Raw genomic sequence first — 18,738 nt, forward strand, 5'->3', positions numbered from 1 at the left:
CCAGCCTGCTTGAACAGTAGTAAAACTATTAAACTCTGGGGCGAAAAAATGGCAAAAGGCGGCCAAAAAGCCGCAATCACGTTGATTTTGGCCGTAAATTTGCCCGCACGTCTGCGTAACCTTTCTGTAAAAATACACGGAGGTTATGCGTGCCTGATACTGGTCACTACGAAGAGTCCAACACCACCAATACCGGTGATCGCCTGTTTCTCACAGCTTCTGTGATCGGAATTGCCGCGATCAGCTTTGGGCTTGGCGCGTTTGTGGTGCTGGCGGAAGTCCCGCCGTACCAGTCTCTGAAAAATGCCTGGCGTGCCGGAACTGCACTTTGGGAACAACGGACCAAATATACTGATGTCGAACGGCTTGATTTCTGGTCACCGGCCCGCACCGATCAAACCGGTGTCACCATCCACGACCAGGACAAGGTACAGGATGGCCTGACACTTTATTCATCGGGCGATGGTCCCCATGCGGTGCTGATCGATATGGATGGTAACATCGTCCATGAATGGCGGATGCCGTTCAGCGCCATTCACGATGAAACATCGCCGATCCCCAATCCGCAAAAAGATGAATTCATGCATTGGCATACGGCCAAGATGGCGCCGGATGGCAATCTGATTGTCCAGTATACCGCGGCTGGCGATACGCCTTATGGCTATGGCATGGCCAAGATTGACCGTAATTCAAAACCGATCTGGAAATATCTTGGCACTGCGCATCATGATTTTTCCATCGCCGATGACGGGCGCGTCTATGCGCTGACACAGGAATTCCGCTTCAACACCTATCCCAATCGCAAACAACTCAGGCCGCCGCGCCTTGATGATTTTGCCGTGATCCTGTCGCCCGATGGCAAGGAAATCAAACGCGTCTCGATCCTTGATGCGCTGATCAATTCCAACTACGCCAACATGGTTGATTTCGCCCCCTATTTCGCCAATGAAGACATCCTTCATACCAACACGATCCAGTTGATCGACGATGAAACAGCGGCGAACTTTGCCTATGGCAAGGCGGGTGACGTCGTTCTGTCCTTCCGCGATCTTGGCATCATTGCCGTGCTGGATATGGATGCAGAAAAGATCACCTGGGCGACCCGTGGGCCGTGGCTCGGCCAACATGACCCGGATGTTCTGCCCAATGGCGAAATCCTTTTGTTCGATAACCAGGGACAGTTTGCCGATCCCGATGCCGGGTTCTCGCGCATTTTGCAAATTGATCCGCAAACAAACGCCATCACCTGGCAATACAAGGGCAACGCCGATCAGAAGTTTGACAGCAACATTCGTGCTGATCAGCAACGTCTGGCCAATGGCAATACCCTGATTACGGAATCAAGTGGCGGTCGTCTGCTTGAAGTCACCGACAGCGGCGAAATCGTTTGGGAATTCCACAACCCGATCCGCCGCGATGATCCCGACAATCCCGGCAAGAAACTCGTCCCCGTCGTCTCACAGGCCGAACGCATCAGCGATGCGCGTGCCGACCTGTTTCGCACTACCGCCCCCGCCTCGAATACAGGCACCTCCAACGCAGGAGAAGCACAATGAAACCGCAAATGAACAGCTCGATAATTCCGGCATCTAATGCCAAACAATCCCAGACGTTTCTGACCATTGGCACTGTAACGCTTGCGGGCGCGATGATGCTGATTGCCTTTCCCGCCCAGGCCTATGTCGGGCCAGGTGCTGGTCTTAGCCTGCTATCCGCCTTGTGGGCGGTTTTGGCGGCAATCGTCGTTGCGGTCGGTTTTGTTTTGATGTGGCCGCTTCGCAAGATGATGCGCAAACGCAAGGCCAACCGCGCGGCAAAGCCGACGACCGCAAACGCATCAGAACATCAAAATTCCTGAATGGGCAGGCCGATGAATTCAAACCGGATGATCCGCCACGGGAATGTTTGCCACGGGACTATTTGCCATGGGATTATTTGATTGGCCCGCCCCGGCATTTGCCGCCCTTGATGACCTGATGGCCACCGCCATTGGTCCATTTGGCCGGGTGCTGATTTGGGCGTTGATCTGTGCTGGCTTTTCCATGGTTTTATATCGCCTGATCTCGCCGCAAACCCGCATCAAGCAGGTAAAGGCCGAAGTCAAGGCTGCCCAGCGCGCCATGTCCGATGACGATGGCGAGGATTTCGGGCAGGGCATGCAACTTGCCAAGGCGCAGCTTGCCAAATCCTTCAAACTGGTCGGCTTTGTCATTGGCCCGGCGGTTGTGGCATCCTTGCCTGCCCTTGCCCTGATTGTCTGGCTGGACGGGCAATACGGATATAGCTGCCCGCCGCCCGGCGAACCGGTTCAGATCGACGTAGAACCCAAGGATACCGAGATCGAACAGATCGGCGGCAATCCTGATGCGGTCACCGGCGCCTGCCCGATCGTCCAGATCCCCGGACATATCGAAGGACACAGCCATATCGTCGAGGCAGCAGCCCCCATCCCGGTCATGCATCATAAAGTCTGGTGGAACAGCCTGATCGGCAATCCGGCGGGTTATTTGCCTGATGACACCCCGGTCACGCAGCTTCGCTTTGCCCTGCAAAGTCAGGAAATCCTCTCTGCCGGTCCGGACTGGGCCCGCGGGTGGGAGCTGACATTCTTCATAAGCCTGTTGCTGGGGTCACTTGCCATCAAGAAAGGGTTTCGGATCGAATGACCAATGCGACCGCGAAACAGGCATCAAACAGCAATGCGTTTCATGTCGCTGGCTGGGATCACTGGCTAAGCGGGCTGGTATCGCGCCACCCGCAACACTGGATCCGGCTGGGCAATTTCGAAACCAGACTGGCCGCCGACGCCATTGAAGATATCCGGATCGAAAAGCCGATCTTCATCGCCGGCCTTGCCCGATCAGGCAGCACCATTTTGCTCGAAACACTGGCCGGGCACGCGGATGCGGCAACCCATCGCTATCGCGATTACCCGCCTGTTTTCACGCCCTGGCTGTGGAACCGCTTTGTCGATCTGGCGCCTGGCAAGAAAAATGTTGCGGTCGAACGCACCCATGCAGATGGCATCAATGTCACCCCCGAAAGCCCCGAAGCCTTCGAGGAAATGATCTGGATGGCCTTTTTCAACAATCTGCATGAAATCGGCAAAAGCAACGTTCTTGATGGCCATATCAGCAACCCGGCCTTTGAACAGTTTTACCGCGATCACATTCGCAAACTGATCCATGTTCGCGGCGGCCAACGCTATGTTTCCAAGGCCAATTACCTGGTCACGCGGATGGAATATCTGCTGTCGATTTTCCCCGATGCCCGGTTTGTCTTACCGGTGCGCGATCCGGTCTGGCATATCGCATCCCTGATCAAGCAGCATAAACTGTTCTGCGCGGGCGAAGCCGACAACCCGCGCGCCATCGCCCATATGCAGCGCGTCGGACATTATGAATTCGGGCTGGACCGCCGCCCAATCAATACCGGCGATTTGCACGAAACCTTCGCGATCATGAAGCTCTGGACCAATGGCGATGAGATTGAAGGCTGGGCGCGGTATTGGTCCAACCTGCATCATTATCTGGCCGACCGGATGATCGTGAACAAGGATCTGGCAAAGGCAACACTGGTCGTGCGCTACGAAGATCTGGTCGCCGATCCAGCCAAACAACTCGCATCCCTGTTTGACCATGTCGAACTTGATGATGCCCAGCCCCTGATTGATAGCGTCGCGCCGACCATTCATGCACCGGATTATTACAGGCCGAAATTCGATGATGATGAAATTGCCCTGATCCGCGATATCACAAAGATCGCCGCCAAACGCTTTGGCTATGACGCGGTATCTGTCTGATACCGCCTGATCGGACCCACGCGAACACCGCCAAATAAAAAAGCGGGACAGGATCATCATCATCCTGTCCCGCAAGTTTGCTTGCATCTTCAGGGGTTCTCCCCGTCAGATCAGTGTTTGTCTTCCTTGTGGCCCATGGCGACATGCCACATATCCCACCCGGCAAGCCCCACCGTCAGCGCCACCATCACCGCAAGGTCAAAGCGGGTGACATAGCCGACAAGAATGCCGACAAATCCGACAAGCACAGCAAAGGCCAGAAGTGCCATGGCACGGTTCAAAAGACTGTTTTCCATTATGCGTTCTCCTGACTGCTGAGATGTGATTTCAACCAGTTGGCGGTCCGCATCAAACGCGCATCATCGCCAATTCGACCAACAAGCTGCACGCCCATCGGCATCCCGCCTTCTGACCACAAAAGCGGGATGGTCACGGCGGGTGTTCCGCAGAACGTCCACAACCCGTTAAAGATCGGATTGCCGGTGGTCTGATGGTTGGCCGGGGCCGGGCCGGTGGCTGCTGGTGTGATGATCGCATCACAGCGATTGAACACTTCCTCCAACCCGGCATTCAGGACCTTGCGCCAGTCAAGGGCCGCCAGATAATCACGTGCCTTGACGTCGTTGCCCTTGTCGATGGCCTCAAGGATTTCCGGCGACAATTGATCACGGCCACGCTTTTCATAACCGTAATAATCCTTGGCCATTTCGGCAAAGTTGATCCGGGCCCGCAGGGCACTGGCATCTTCAAACGCCTTGGGCAACGGGGCCTCGAAGCATTGATCGCCCAGCATTTCGGTAATTTCACGAAACGCCATGATGGTTTCCTTGTCCGCGACCTCGTCAAATTGCGGCGGCCGGACAAAGGCAAACATCGGGGTCACCAAGGGATCGCTTTTGGCGACATCGACCAACCTTGGCGTCGGGCTTGGTTCTGTTGCCGGGTCCCCTGCGTCATATCCAAACAGGCTTTCGGCCACCATCGCCGCCCCGGTGATCGAATTGGCGAAAACACCAATTGTATCAAGGCTCGGGCTTTGGCTAAGAACGCCGGTACGGGCAATCGCGCCAAAGGTCGGCTTGAACCCGACAACCCCGCAAAACGATGCCGGTCGAATAACCGATCCACCGGTCTGCGTTCCTACGGCAAGCGGCACCATGGCGGCTGCCACCGCCGCTGCCGACCCGGCCGATGATCCACCGGGTGTATGATCCGGGTTATGCGGATTGCGCGTTTTGGACGGATGCATGAAGGCAAGTTCGGTCGACACCGTCTTGCCCATAATGATCGCACCGGCCGCCTTCAGACGCGATACCAGAACCGCGTCTTCTTGCGGTACGCGACCCTTGTCCAGGACCGTACCGTTTTCGGTCGGGATCTTTGCGGTATCAATGACGTCTTTCAGCCCCACAGGCAATCCGTGCAACGGGCCAATCGGTGCACCGGATTGCCGTCTGGCATCAAGGGCGCGGGCCTGGGCAATCGCATGATCGCTATCAAGCCATGCCCATGCCTGAACCTGTGGCTCGATCTCGGCAATACGCGCCAGGCAGGCTTCGACATATTCAACTGCGCGCACCGCCCCGCTGGCAAGGCGGTCGCGCAGTTCGACAACGTCAAGTGTCAGTAGCGGGTTGATATTACTCATCTCATCCCTCCCTTAACGTGCGCCATAGAACAGATCGGGCAAATGGAACACGATTTGCGGGAAGGCGTACATCAGAACCATGCTGACGATCACCATGAACAGGAACGGCATGATCCCCTTGAAGATATCGGTCAACAATATCCCGCTGGGCGCCACCCCTTTTAGGTAATAGGCCGACATCGCCATGGGCGGCGTCAGGAACGAGGTCTGAAGGTTCAGCGCCACAAGGATACCAAAGAACAGCGGATCGATATCAAACAGCGGCAAAAGCGGCAGGAAGATCGGAACGAAGATAATGATAATCTCCGACCATTCCAGCGGCCAGCCCAGCAGGAAGATGATCAACTGTGCCAGCAGAAGGAACTGAAGCGGTGTCAGGTCCAGACCACCGACAAACTCGGCAATCACATGTTCACCACCAAGATAAGAGAACACTGACGAGAACGTATAGGAACCGACAAACAACCAGCACACCATCGCCGAGGTCCGCACCGTCAGATAAACCGATTCACGCAGGCGATCAAAGGTCAGCGCCCGATAGGCCGCCGCCAGCAACATCCCGCCAAGCGCACCGATGGACGCCGCCTCGGTCGGGGTAGCAAGACCAAACAGGATCGATCCCAGAACCGCCAAAATCAGGAAGGCCAGCGGGAAGAACGAGGTTGCCAACATCCAAAGGACTTTCGGCAACGGCACTTCCGGAATTTCATCGCTGGTCGGACGCGGGGCTGCCTTTGGCTGCAACATTGCACGCCCCATGACGTACAAAAGATACAAGCCAACAAGGGTCAGGCCCGGCAACAGCGCCCCGGCATAAAGCCGCACGATCGACACACCCGACGCCGCGGCATAAACAATCAGCATGATCGACGGCGGGATCAGAATGCCCAGCGTCCCGCCAGCGCAAATGATGCCCGATGCAAAGCTTTTGTCGTACCGCGCCTTAAGCATCGCTGGCAGCGCCAGCATCCCCATAAGGGTTACCACCGCGCCGACAATCCCGGTTGCGGTTGCAAACAGCGCACAGGTAATCAGCGCCGCAACGCCAAGCGATCCGGGAATGTTACGCGCCGCAATATTCAGGGTGGAAAACAGCCGGTTCACGATATTGGCGCGTTCAACGATATAGCCCATGAACAGGAACAACGGCACGGCGGTCAGAACTTCGTTCGACATCACCGTGTATGTCTGGTTGATGAACAAATCGAATATTCGGTTGTTAAACGCCCCTTCGAACCACGTTATCACCGAGGTCAGGGTTTCGCTGTCCTCGGCCAGCCGGTTAAAGGCCCGCCACATGCGGCCTGCATCGAAATAAGCGTAATATCCAAACCCGATGCCAAGCGCCATCAGGGTAAAGGCAACCGGGAAACCGAGGAATACCAGTATAATAAAGATGCCCAGCATCATCAGGGCGACATGTGCGTCAATCACGTTGGCTGCTCCGTTCGGGGGCGTGTATCGCGTATGGCTCAGCGTTCTGGTTGATCTTGATCGTCATGGGATCAGTCTTCCTTGGCCACTTTTTGCTTCATCAGCAATTCTTCGGTTTCCTGAACATCATCATCGGCATTGCGCCAGTACCCTTCACGGATACACAAAATGCAGCGCATCACCTGTGCGATGCCCTGGATGAACAGAAGAATGCCGGCTGCGACAATCACTGCCTTGAATTGAAAGATCGGAACACCCGCCGGGCTGTTCACGCTTACTTCCCCATAGCCCCAAGAACGGGCGGCATATTTCCAGCCCGACAGGATGAGCGCGGTAACACCCGGGAAGAAGAAGAAGATATAAAGAACCAGATCAACCTTGGCCTGGGTTGTGGGTTTCCACAGACGATAAAGGAAATCGCCGCGGACATGCCCGCCACGAGACAGGGTATAGGCCCCACCCATCATGAACAATGTGCCATACATGATAAATGACACATCAAGCGACCATGTGGTTGGCGCATTAAATAGGTATCGCGATGCCACCTCATAGCTCATGCCAAGCGTCATGAGGATAATCAACCAGCCAAAGGCCTTGCCAAACCAGGCCGAAAGCTTGTCCGCGAATTCAATAAATCCAATCATGAAATCCTGTCCGTTCGCGTATTGACTGCTCCGCCAGCCAAAAGATCAGGCCAACGGAGCAGTCAGGATCATCAAAACACTGAAATCCGAAACAGGGATCAGAGTTTCAGTTTGCCCGGGAAGTAGTGATCATATGCGAGCTGATAATCAGGCGAGTTCATCAGTTCATAGAAGGTCACACGTTCGACCCAGGCACGCTGGCTGTCGAGAACCCGTTTCATGAACGGATCTTCTTCAAGTGTCGGGATCAGTTTGTCCCAGGCTTCAAGCTGTGCGGCCAGGATCTCTTTCGAGGTCCGGTGAACTTCTACGCCCTCATCCTGCAATTTCTGCAGATCCGAGGAATAGTTGTCCATCGCAAGCGCCGTGTTCGACGTCGACGCCGCCTCGACCGCGTGACGCAGGATCGCCTGCAGATCCGGCTCAAGGTCTTCCATCAGGGATTTGTTGAACAGGAACTCGAAGCTTTCCGATGCCTGATGGTACGAAGACAGATAGTAGTTCTTCGCAACATCCTGTGCGCCAAAGCGCATGTCAGACGACGGGTTGTTGAATTCGAACGCGTCAATCACGCCACGTTCCATCGCCGGGACAATCTCGCCCCCCGGAAGCTGTGCGACCGACATGCCCATCGACTGCAGAAGGTCTGCTGCCAGACCCACCGTGCGGTATTTGAAGCCTTCGATATCGGCAACGGTGTTGACCTGCTCCTTGAACCAGCCGAACGGCTGTGCTGGCATCGGGAAGCCAAGAAGACCAACAACATCCAGACCCATCACGTCCTGGGTCAGTTCGCGATAGAACTCTTCACCACCGCCAGCATAGAACCAGCTCAGCATGGTGGTTGCGGAACCACCAAACACCGGACCGGTCCCAAACAGCGATGCCGCCTTGTTTTTGCCGTACCAGTAAACCGGTACGGAATGGGCGATATCAATCACGCCGTCATTGACGCCATCAAGAACCTGGAAGGCAGCAACAACAGCACCCGCCGGCAGAAGGTCGATTTTCAGACGACCACCCGACATGGCTTCAACGCGGTCAACATACTGCTGGGCAAAGGTCATCCAGATGTCGGATGACGGCCAGGAAGTCTGCATCTTCAGAACCATCGGTGCCGGCTGCGCGTGGACAGCAGGTGCGGCAAACATCCCCGTTGCCGCAGCACCACCCGCCACAACCCCGGTCGCCCCTTTGGTCAGGAACGAACGACGGGATACTTCCTTGGACTTCACGTCTTCAGATTTGGTTTTCATTTCCATTTTTCCTCCCAGATATACCGTTGTTTCCCGTCCACCATTGGCGGGAAACACTCGGTAACTGTCAGCCTTCAAAAGCCCCTGATCTTGATATCCAAGATCCTTTTTGATGCGCTTGGTCCGTTCCGGGACCGCAAAAACGGCACGCATTTTGTTATTGTTAAAGACTTCAACAAACTGGACGCAGACGGTCTTCCCGCCTCCTACGCCACCCGGTCGCCGGGTTCTTTCCCCTGAAAATAAGCATCAAGGTTATCAAGTGCGCGAAACCCCATGGCATCACGCGTTTCTTCGGTAGCAGATCCTATATGTGGTAACAGAAAGACGTTATTCAACGCGCTAATCCGTTGATTTCCACCGGGTTCGGTGCAAAACACATCAAGGCCTGCTGCAAACAGCTTTCCGCTTTGAAGGGCGGCCACAAGCGCGTCCTCATCCACCAGATTGCCGCGCGCTGTATTCACAAGGATCGCGCGGTCAGGCAGCACCGCAATTGTCTTGCTGTTGATGATGCCCTTTGTTTCTGGCGTTGACGGGCAATGCAGTGACAGCACGTCGGAATGGGCAAACAGGTCTTCGACCGTCTCGTGGAAAATTGCGCCCTTGGCCAGATGATCGGGCAGTGGCTTGCGGTTGTGGTAATGGACTTCCATGCCAAATCCGCGTGCCCGTTCGGCCGCGACCTGACCAACCCGGCCCATGCCCAGAACACCAAACCGCTTGCCGGTGACCTGACGCCCGACCATGAAGGCCGGCGACCAGAAATCCCACTTGCCGGCCCGCACCATCGCATCGCCCTCGGCCCCGCGCCGCGCAGCACCCAGCATGCACAGCATGGCAATCTCGGCCGTGGCATCCGACAGCACATCGGGCGTGTTGGTCACGACAATCCCGGCATCCTTGGCCGCAGCCAGATCAACGTGATCCACCCCGACCGAATGATTGGCAATAATCTTGAGGCTTTTGGGCAGTTCGGCAATGACATCAGCAGAAAAATGCTCGGAATGGCACGGCAGGACAGCATCGACCTGCTGGCACTTTTCAATGAGCTCCTCACGCGTGAACACGCGATCTTCGGCATTGGTCAGAACCTGATAGTCCCGCGCGGCGCGTGCCTGTACGGCATCACGCAATCGTCGCGTTATCAGAAGCTTTGGCTTCTCGGGCATGCGGACGCTCCCGGTGATTTCCCTGAAAGTAGTCTTATTTTTTATGATCTTAGGGTCAGTACCCACTAATTTGGGTCGAATGGTTCACCGGATTTGTGCGGATACGCGGAGCAAAACCGCAGGAAGATATACATCTTTCAAGGTTTTACGACAAAGTAGCCCGTGCAAATCCGGTGAATCCGAAGGACAGACGTTATATTTGCAAACTCCGACGTCAAACCCCTTGACCGGCATGCCAGCCGCCCGGCGGGCTTTTCCTTGTATTTCACAAATATAACGTCTGCCATTCGAATCAAATTAATGGGCACTGACCCTAAGGAAACACCTTTACGGAAAATCCAGCAATAGGGGATCAACCAAGAGGCAAGTCTTTTTCACTTCGTGGAAAACCACAAGGTGCGCGAAAGCCATAATATTCACGCCATTGGATATTCAAGCCATTGATTTCAAACCCTAAAATTCAGAACAGCCCGTTATTTTTGAGTTGACCCAGAAACAAACAATGTAAAGCAGTTCACATCTTCCGTTTCACCGGCCGCAAAATCTCCACCAAAACAAAAAAAGAGCCGCAACCAATAAGGCTGCGGCTCAATGCCGACAGAGCGCCGGACGGGAAGAACACGTTTCAATGGTGAATTCGCGCACACGGAAATCCCCAGATTTCCCGATTGCGCAAAATGATCACATTTTGACCCAAACGGCCCCGTCCCGGCCGGAGCGCACGACGGCTTCGACAAATTTCATGCCCTCAAGACCTTCCTTGACGCCAGGCACCAACATGGCGGCGGCATCAGCCTTTCCATTGGTCAGATGCGCAACCAACTGATCGGCGAAATCGGTATAAAGGTTTGCAAAGCCCTCAAGATACCCTTCCGGATGCCCCGGCGGCACGCGCACACCATGAAGACCTTCGGCTCCGATGCCAGCCCCGCCGCGGGTCAGCAATTCCGGACGCCCGTCAAGCGGGCGGAAATGCATGTGGTTTGGATGTTCCTGCGCCCATTCAAGGCCGCCCTTGTCACCATAAATTCGCAGGCGAAGGCCGTTTTCATGGCCAATTGCCACCTGGCTTGCCCACAGCATGCCGCGCGCACCATTTTCATAGCGCATCAGGATCTGCACATTGTCATCAAGCTTGCGACCCGGAACGATGGCATCGACATCGGCACAAAGTTCACTCGGCGTCATGCCAGACACAAAGTTCGCAAGGTTATGCGCATGGGTGCCGATATCGCCAAGTGCGCCGCCCATCCCGGCCTTGCCCGGATCTGCGCGCCAGTTGGCCTGCTTGTTATCGGTATCTTCGACCTTGGTTGCCATCCAGCCTTGCGGATATTCGACCTGCACCAGCCGGATATTGCCAAGCTTGCCATCCGCCACCATCTGGCGCGCCTCGCGCACCATCGGATAGGCGGTGTAGTTGTGGGTCAAGGCAAACAGAAGGCCGGTTTCCTTGACCTTGGCCGCGATCTTTTCGGCCTCATCAACGGTCATGCAAAGCGGCTTGTCACAAATCACGTGAATACCGGCATCCAGCATCGCCATCGCGGCCGGGAAATGCAGGTGGTTGGGTGTGACAATCGCGCAGACATCAATGCCGTCTTCGCGCGCGGCTTCCTGTTTGGCCATGTCTTCAAAACTGGCATAGCTGCGGTCACTATCGATAAACAGTTCTGCCGCCGAGGCCGCCGCGACATCGGGCTTGGATGAAAGCGCACCTGCCACCAGTTCATAGCGATCATCCAGTCGTGCCGCGATGCGATGAACGGCCCCGATGAAGGCCCCCTGCCCGCCGCCAACCATGCCCAGGCGCAACCGACGGCCAAGCGATGTTTGTTTGCTCATATCTGCCTCCAAAGTCGAAATGGACGAGTATTGCCCGTGATGCTGCTAGTCGATGCCAAGGATGCGGCGATTTGCCGCCTCGTCCGTGCCACCGTCGGCAAAGTCATCAAAGGCTTTCTCTGTCACACGAATGATGTGGTTTTTTATGAATTCGGCCCCTTCACGGGCACCGTCTTCGGGATGTTTGAGCGCGCATTCCCATTCGAGCACAGCCCACCCATCAAAATCAATCGCCGCAAGCTTCGAGAAGATCGCACCAAAGTCAACCTGCCCGTCGCCAAGCGATCTGAACCGGCCCGCCCGATTAACCCAGCCCTGATATCCGGAATAGACACCCTGTCGGCCGGTTGGATTGAACTCGGCATCCTTGACGTGGAACATGCGGATGCGATCAGCGTAAATATCGATGAAATCTAGGTAATCAAGCTGCTGCAGCACGAAGTGGCTCGGATCATACAGGATGTTGGCGCGCGGATGATTTTTCACCCGTTCCAAAAACATCTCGAACGTCGCCCCGTCAAACAGGTCCTCGCCGGGATGGATTTCATAGCAAACATCAACACCCGCCTCGTCGGCGGCATTGAGGATCGGTGTCCAGCGCTTGGCAAGTTCCTCAAACGCGGTTTCGATCAATCCGGCCGGGCGTTGCGGCCACGGATAAACAAACGGCCAGGCCAGTGCGCCGGAAAATGTTGCATGGGCGTTGATTCCCATATGTTGCGAAGCCTTGATCGCGGCCTTGACCTGTTTGACGGCCCATTCCTGACGCGCTTTTGGATTGCCGCGGACTTCGGGGACGGCAAAACCGTCAAACATCTCGTCATAGGCGGGATGAACCGCCACAAGCTGGCCCTGAAGATGGGTTGAAAGTTCGGTCACCTGCACGCCGTGCCCGGCAAGTTTGCCGATCACTTCATCACAGTAATCCTTGCTTTCGGCGGCCTTTTCGACATCGAACAGGCGCTTGTCCCAGCTTGGAATCTGAACACCTTTATAGCCGAGTGACGCCGCCCAGCGACCAATCGCGTCAAGACTGTCGAACGGGGCTTCGTCGCCGGCAAATTGCGCCAGAAAGATCGCCGGTCCCTTAAGCGTTTTCATCTCAGACCTCTTTAACTGCGTTCTGGTGGAAATCAGTGGAAATCGGGCTGCGGCGGGCGGCGACCGCCCGACGCAAGAGTGCATGTCCCAACCAAAGTTCGTTTAGAACGGGCTGTCCGGGAAATAGAAGTTCTCGGCATTTTCCTGGGTAACAACGGTCGCACCCAGGATATAGCGACCTTCAACCGGCGCATTCGACGTGAACTTCATAACGGTCACGTCCATCGCAGTTGCGATCATTGCCGGCGGATACAGAACATCAATCGGGGTCAGTTCATCACCATCCATCACGCGTTTGATGATGTCTTTCATGCCAGCACCGCCAACGATGAACATCTCGTCCGTACGATCGGCCTGTTTGACGGCTTCGATCACGCCAAGCGCGATGTCGTCATCCTGTGCCCAGACCGCGTTGATTTCCGGGAAGCGTGACAGGAAGTCCTGCATCACTTCATAGCCGTCATCACGGTTCCAGTTGGCATGTTTCATATCAAGAATTTCGATATTCGAACCCTCAAGCGCCTCGACAAACGCGTCCACACGCTCGGTATCGATCGTGGTCGGAATGCCGCGCAGAACAACGATCTTGCCTTCGTCATTAAGGCGTTCACGGATGTATTCGCCCGAAACACGGCCAAGTTCCGGGTTGTTGCCCGCAACATAGACGTCTTCGATGCCCGGAAGCGAAAGACCACGGTCAACCACGGTGACAAACTTGCCCGCCTGTTTGACCTGCTGGACCGGAACGGTCAGCGGATCAGATTCAAACGGCAAGACGACCAGGGCATCGATATTCTGAACCGACACCAGATCTTCAAGGTCGTTGGCCTGTTCGGTTGCACCATTCGCGCTGACCACAATGACATCGATATTGGGATGGGTTGCCTCAATACGCTTTTCAGCCTGTTCGGCATGCCAGTTCAGGCCACCTGCCCAACCATGGGTCGCTGCCGGGATCGAAACCCCGATCTTGATCTTTTCCTGTGCGATTGCACCGCTCGATGCCAAACCAAGGCCCAGAACACAGGCGGCCCCCAGATATTTTGTAAACGTTTTCATCAACGTTTCCTCCTGATCAAAAAAATGATGCGTTTTCACATTCTTCCCGGACGTTGATCGCCGGTTATTTGCTCTTTTTGCGTCGCCAGTCCCCGCGCTGCAGGAATACCGCAACGATGATGATCAGACCCTGAACTGCTCCGTTCAGATAGTTGCTGATCGCATCCGTCAAATTCAGAATATTGCCAATCGTGGTCAGCATGATCGCGCCGATCACCGTGCCCCAGATCCGGCCATAGCCACCCTTAAGCATCGTGCCACCAATGATCACGGCAGCAATCGCTTCAAGTTCCCAAAGCACCCCGGTCGAGCTTGAGGCAGACCCAAGACGCGGCACATAAATGATGGTCGCAACCGATACGCACAGCCCCTGAATGACATAGGTCAGGGTCTTCACACGGTCGACATGGATTGCCGAATACCGCGCAACCTGCTCGTTTGAGCCAATCGCAAAGCATTTCCGCCCGAACGGCGTCATGTTAAGCAGTACATAGCCCGCAACCGCCACGGCAAAGAACACAAGCACCGGCACTGGAATGCCCAGAATGTCGCCGTAATAGACCGGGCGATAAACACCGCGCACATCAAAATCAAGCGACAGGGTCCCGCCATCGGCCATATAGGTCACAAGCGACCGGTAAATCCCCATGGTGCCCAGTGTGACAATAAACGCTTCGATCTTGCCCTTGGTGCTGACCAGGCCATTAACGGCACCCGCCGCAATCCCCAGCAAGACTGACAACACCACACCGATCAAAACCGTCTCAATCCCGGCACCCAGCGTTGCAACAAGCGTGTTCATCACAACAATCATGGCACCCGAAATAAACGCCGCCATGGAGCCCACCGAAAGATCAATGCCGCCCGCGGTGATCACAAAGGTCGCACCCACCGCGATGATGCCGATAAAGGCCGCACGGGTGAAAATGTTCGAAAGGTTGCCGCCGCTCAGGAACGCGTCATTAATACCCGTTCCCAGAACAAACAGGCCAACGAGGGCCAAAAACGGACCCAAGGCTTTGAAATCGATATTGAAACCACTCGAAGTCGAAGCTTCAGAGCGCTCAAGGCTACTCATGAACAGACACTCCCTGCTTGCCTGAAATTCCTGTCGCGTGCCGCATGATTTCATGCTCGTTGCGGTCGTTTCCTTCGAGAATGCCGGTGATACGGCCCGCCGCCATGACCGCGATGCGATCAGACAGGCCAAGCATTTCCGGCATTTCAGACGACAGGAGAATGACGGATTTACCGCGTTTGGTAAGATCGCCGATGAAATGATAAATCTGGCTTTTGGTGCCGATATCGATGCCGCGTGTCGGCTCGTCGATGATCACGACTTCCGGGTCGGTTTCCATGACCTTCGCCAGCAGAAGCTTTTGCTGATTGCCGCCGGAAAAATCACCGACCTTGGTTTTCGGATCGGCCGCGCGAATGTCAAAGGCCTCAATTGCGCTTTCAAGGGCGGCTTCTTCGGCCTTGCGGTCGATAATGAAGGTCCCGAATTTTTCAAGCGCCAGCAAAGTCAGGTTGGGCCGCATATCCATATTCAGCAACAACCCGCTGCCCTTGCGATCCTTGGTCAGATAGGCAATGCCGCATTTCTTGGCATCCTGCAGACTGTTGATTGGGACAATCTTGCCATTGCGCGCTATATCGCCAGATGTCCGGTCTCGCAGACCAATGATGGCCTCCATCAAGGCTGTCCGCCCGGCCCCGACAATCCCTGCAAAGCCCAGAACTTCACCGCGCCGCAAATCAAAACTGGCATCACGCACCTGCCCGTCAACCGATACATTGCGGACAGACATGGCAACATCATGGGCCTCAACCGGCGCGCGGTCGGGGAACATCTGTTTGATGTCCCGCCCGACCATCAGGCGCGCCATGTCGTCTTTTTCAACCTCGGCCACCGGCTCGGTCGTGATCAGGCGCCCGTCGCGCAGAACCGTCACCCGGTCGGCAATCGCCTTGATCTCGTCCAGCTTGTGGGAAATGTAAAGGATCGCGACACCCTGTTCACGCAGGCGTCGGATCTGATCAAACAGGATATCAACCTCGCGCCCGGTCAGAACGGCGGTTGGCTCATCAAGGATCAGAATATCGGCATTTTTCGAAAGCGCCTTGGCAATTTCGACCATCTGACGGTCCGAAACCGCAAGATCCTTGATGCGTGTGCGCGGATCGACATCGCATTGCAATTGATCCAGAAGCTTTTTGGCTTCCGCGCGCATCGCCGCCTTGTCAAGGAACCAGCCCCGCTTGATCTCGCGGCCAAGGAAAATGTTCTCTTCGACGGTCAGTTGCTCGGCCAGGTTCAGTTCCTGATGGATCAGGATGACACCATGATTTTCGGCAACTTCACTGTCTTCAAAGGTGACCGCAGTCTGATCAAGACTAAGCGCGCCACTGGTCGGCTGATGATAGCCAGACAGGATTTTCACTAACGTCGATTTGCCCGCACCATTTTCGCCCAAAAGCGCATGCACTTCCCCCGCATGCAGATCGATGGAAACATCGAAAAGCACCTGTGCCGGACCAAATGACTTGCAAATCTCCCGACCGGACAGCCGCACGCGCGCCTGCTGATCGGGATTAACGGCGTGAACAGCCGCATCCGTCATGAATATATCCTCCCTAGCGTCGCATTTTTTGCGATCAACTCTTGATTAGGGTCAGGACCCGCTAATTTGATTTGGATGGCAGACGTTATATCTGTGAAATCCAAGGAACAGCCCGCCGGTCGGGTCGCCATCCCGACCAAGGGATATGACGCCGGAGTTCGCAGATATAACGTCTGTCCTTCGGATTGACCGGATTTGCACGGCCTACTTTGTCGAAAAACCTTGAAAGATGCATATCTTCCTGCGGTTTTCCTCCGCGTATCCGCACAAATCCGGTCAACCATCTAAACCAAATTAGTGGGCCCTGACCCTAGCTCTATGTAAACGTTTTCATTTTCGATGTAAACCTTTACATTTTGCTCGGAGTGATCAAAATCACCTGCCAATCCGGGCGTCGAATGCCGCTGGACAGCCTGCAACCGGCGGAGTAGGAAGAAGAATGACTGAAAAAATCGCGACGATTGAAGATGTTGCCCGCCAGGCAGGGGTGTCTATTGCCACCGTAAGCCGGGCCTTGCACAAACCCAATGTGGTTTCCGAAACCACACGCGAAAGAGTGCAAACAGCCATCGCCGCGACCGGTTACACCGCCAATGTCATGGCCCGGAACCTGCGTCTGAACCGTTCGGGGATGATTCTTTTGCTGGTGCCCGATATCGGAAACCCTTTCTTTTCGGCGATTCTGTCGGGCATTGAAAAGGGTGCCAGTCAGGCGGGCTATAACGTCCTGATTGGCGACACCCAAAACGATCCCGAACGCGAAGCAACCTATGCCGCCTATCTGCGCAGCAATCAGGCCGATGCGATGATCCTGCTCAATGGCAGGCTTCCGGCACCGCTTGCCAAGGCCCCGGCAAACGCCACACCGCCGGTGGTGATTGCCTGCGAACGCATTCCGGGATGTGCCTTGCCAACCGTCATCATTGATAATGACGAGGCATCCTTTGTTGCGACCAACCATCTGATTGATCTCGGCCATACCCGCATCGCCCATGTCAGTGGCCCGACGGGCAATATCCTGACCACGGACCGGGTGACCGGATATCGCCGCGCCCTGAAATCAGCCGGCATCACCAACGAGCCAGGCCTGATTTATCGCGGCGATTTTTCCATCGATTCCGGCATTGCCGCCGGCCGTGCCCTTTTGGCCGATCCAAAGACCCGACCAACGGCGGTATGCTGCGCCAGTGATGGCATGGCGATCGGGGTGATTGTGGCTGCCAAGGAAGTCGGGCTTCGTATCCCGCACGACCTCTCGGTTGTCGGTTTTGACGATATTCCGCATGCCGCGGCCTATGACCCGCCGATCACCACCGTGCGCCAGCCCCGCCGCCGTCTGGGCGAACAGGCGATTGCCCTGCTTCTCGATCGGCTGGGATCAAAAACACCGCCATCGCACGGCGAAACCGGACCGGTGATCATCCCGACCGAACTGATCGTTCGCCAAAGTACCGGCCCCTGCCCCGGTTAGCGGCCCCTCTTAGGCAACTCTAATCTTAGGCATCTTCAATCTCAGGCACTGGCAATCTTTTGCCACTCGCCCATGACGGAACGCGCGTTTCCTTCATGATCCTCGCCGGATTTGGCGATTTCAGAGGCAAAAATTTCAAACCGGATACCATTGGGATCGCGCATAAATAACCGGCGCGACTTGCCGTCATCTTCGCTATGATAGACCACCTTGTGCTGGAACAGGTGGTTTTGCCAGGAAATCACATCGCGCGGGGCAGCACAGCGCAACCCGATATGAAACACATCATCGGGCATGTTTGGATCATCCGGATAAGGCCCGGTATCGGCCGGCCAGTCAAAGAAGGACAGGCGCGTGCCATCGGGCAGCGCATAGGTAATCAGCAAATAATCGGATTTCCACGACGGGCTATAGCCACTTTCCGCGTGAACCAGTGTTGCGCCCACCACTTTGGAATAAAAATGGTCGGTCGCCTCAAGATCGCGGGTCGGGAACGCAAGATGGTCGACACTTACAGGTGCAGGTGACATGGGGCCTCCTCCGTCTGAATGTATCCGTGTTACGGGCGCGACAACATGATGGTAATCATGAATGCGCCCCATGATCAACAGATGGGGCAATGGCCCTTCGAAATCAATGCGATTGCCCCTTGATCAAACCGTCATGAAACCACAACATGCAC

17 protein-coding genes are annotated in these 18,738 nt (G+C 55.5%); 5 read left to right on the forward strand and 12 right to left on the reverse strand.

The features are described from left to right. Positions 1-149 precede the first annotated feature (149 nt). The 4 genes from FHI25_RS13835 to FHI25_RS13850 all read left to right on the forward strand — a co-directional run bounded on the left by FHI25_RS13835 (position 150) and on the right by FHI25_RS13850 (position 3,802). A complete protein-coding gene (locus FHI25_RS13835; RefSeq protein WP_210518689.1) occupies positions 150-1,556 on the forward strand; it encodes an arylsulfotransferase family protein in 1,407 nt (468 codons plus the stop codon). Next, entirely contained in the window at positions 1,553-1,858 is a 306-nt protein-coding gene (locus tag FHI25_RS13840) for a hypothetical protein (RefSeq protein ID WP_210518692.1), read from the forward strand. Before FHI25_RS13835 ends, FHI25_RS13840 begins: the two co-directional genes overlap by 4 nt. Before the next feature lie 67 nt (positions 1,859-1,925). Further along, complete coding sequence (locus FHI25_RS13845; protein WP_210518694.1) at positions 1,926-2,666, forward strand: hypothetical protein; 741 nt, start codon at positions 1,926-1,928, stop codon at positions 2,664-2,666. After that, entirely contained in the window at positions 2,663-3,802 is a 1,140-nt protein-coding gene (locus tag FHI25_RS13850) for a sulfotransferase (protein ID WP_210518696.1), read from the forward strand. Before FHI25_RS13845 ends, FHI25_RS13850 begins: the two co-directional genes overlap by 4 nt. A 110-nt stretch (positions 3,803-3,912) precedes the next feature. Here FHI25_RS13850 and FHI25_RS13855 read toward each other — a convergent pair whose 3' ends face one another. From FHI25_RS13855 to FHI25_RS13905, 11 genes are all read right to left on the reverse strand, one after another. Then, positions 3,913-4,098, reverse strand: coding sequence for a hypothetical protein (locus FHI25_RS13855; protein WP_167722585.1), 186 nt, complete (start codon positions 4,096-4,098; stop codon positions 3,913-3,915). After that, complete coding sequence (locus FHI25_RS13860; RefSeq protein WP_210518698.1) at positions 4,098-5,450, reverse strand: amidase; 1,353 nt, start codon at positions 5,448-5,450, stop codon at positions 4,098-4,100. Before FHI25_RS13860 ends, FHI25_RS13855 begins: the two co-directional genes overlap by 1 nt. 12 nt (positions 5,451-5,462) lie before the next feature. After that, on the reverse strand, positions 5,463-6,884 hold the full coding sequence (locus FHI25_RS13865; RefSeq protein WP_008890026.1) for a TRAP transporter large permease subunit: 1,422 nt from the start codon (positions 6,882-6,884) through the stop codon (positions 5,463-5,465). Positions 6,885-6,955: 71 nt separating this feature from the next. Continuing rightward, a complete protein-coding gene (locus FHI25_RS13870; protein WP_008890025.1) occupies positions 6,956-7,528 on the reverse strand; it encodes a TRAP transporter small permease subunit in 573 nt (190 codons plus the stop codon). A 98-nt stretch (positions 7,529-7,626) separates the two neighbouring features. Further along, positions 7,627-8,784 (reverse strand): TRAP transporter substrate-binding protein, encoded by a 1,158-nt coding sequence (locus tag FHI25_RS13875; RefSeq protein WP_246879106.1) that lies wholly within the window; start codon positions 8,782-8,784, stop codon positions 7,627-7,629. Positions 8,785-8,990: 206 nt separating this feature from the next. Further along, positions 8,991-9,956 (reverse strand): D-glycerate dehydrogenase, encoded by a 966-nt coding sequence (locus FHI25_RS13880; RefSeq protein ID WP_210518702.1) that lies wholly within the window; start codon positions 9,954-9,956, stop codon positions 8,991-8,993. Between the two features lie 681 nt (positions 9,957-10,637). Then, positions 10,638-11,801 carry a Gfo/Idh/MocA family oxidoreductase gene (locus tag FHI25_RS13885; RefSeq protein ID WP_210518704.1) on the reverse strand — a complete coding sequence of 388 codons (1,164 nt, stop codon included), beginning with the start codon at positions 11,799-11,801 and terminating at the stop codon, positions 10,638-10,640. A 45-nt stretch (positions 11,802-11,846) separates the two neighbouring features. Further along, complete coding sequence (locus tag FHI25_RS13890; RefSeq protein WP_210518706.1) at positions 11,847-12,902, reverse strand: sugar phosphate isomerase/epimerase; 1,056 nt, start codon at positions 12,900-12,902, stop codon at positions 11,847-11,849. Between the two features lie 102 nt (positions 12,903-13,004). Next, complete coding sequence (locus FHI25_RS13895; protein ID WP_210518708.1) at positions 13,005-13,961, reverse strand: ABC transporter substrate-binding protein; 957 nt, start codon at positions 13,959-13,961, stop codon at positions 13,005-13,007. Between the two features lie 64 nt (positions 13,962-14,025). Then, on the reverse strand, positions 14,026-15,039 hold the full coding sequence (locus tag FHI25_RS13900) for an ABC transporter permease (protein WP_008890019.1): 1,014 nt from the start codon (positions 15,037-15,039) through the stop codon (positions 14,026-14,028). After that, positions 15,032-16,585 (reverse strand): sugar ABC transporter ATP-binding protein, encoded by a 1,554-nt coding sequence (locus FHI25_RS13905; RefSeq protein WP_210518710.1) that lies wholly within the window; start codon positions 16,583-16,585, stop codon positions 15,032-15,034. The genes FHI25_RS13900 and FHI25_RS13905 overlap by 8 nt, the downstream gene beginning before the upstream one ends. A 439-nt stretch (positions 16,586-17,024) precedes the next feature. Here FHI25_RS13905 and FHI25_RS13910 point away from each other — a divergent pair, with 439 nt between their 5' ends. Continuing rightward, entirely contained in the window at positions 17,025-18,056 is a 1,032-nt protein-coding gene (locus tag FHI25_RS13910) for a LacI family DNA-binding transcriptional regulator (RefSeq protein ID WP_210518712.1), read from the forward strand. A 41-nt stretch (positions 18,057-18,097) separates the two neighbouring features. Here the strand turns inward: FHI25_RS13910 and FHI25_RS13915 are convergent, their stop codons facing one another. Next, entirely contained in the window at positions 18,098-18,586 is a 489-nt protein-coding gene (locus FHI25_RS13915; RefSeq protein ID WP_210518713.1) for a VOC family protein, read from the reverse strand. Positions 18,587-18,738: the final 152 nt, after the last annotated feature.

The organism is Thalassospira sp. ER-Se-21-Dark, from assembly GCF_017922435.1.
Lineage (GTDB): Bacteria > Pseudomonadota > Alphaproteobacteria > Rhodospirillales > Thalassospiraceae > Thalassospira.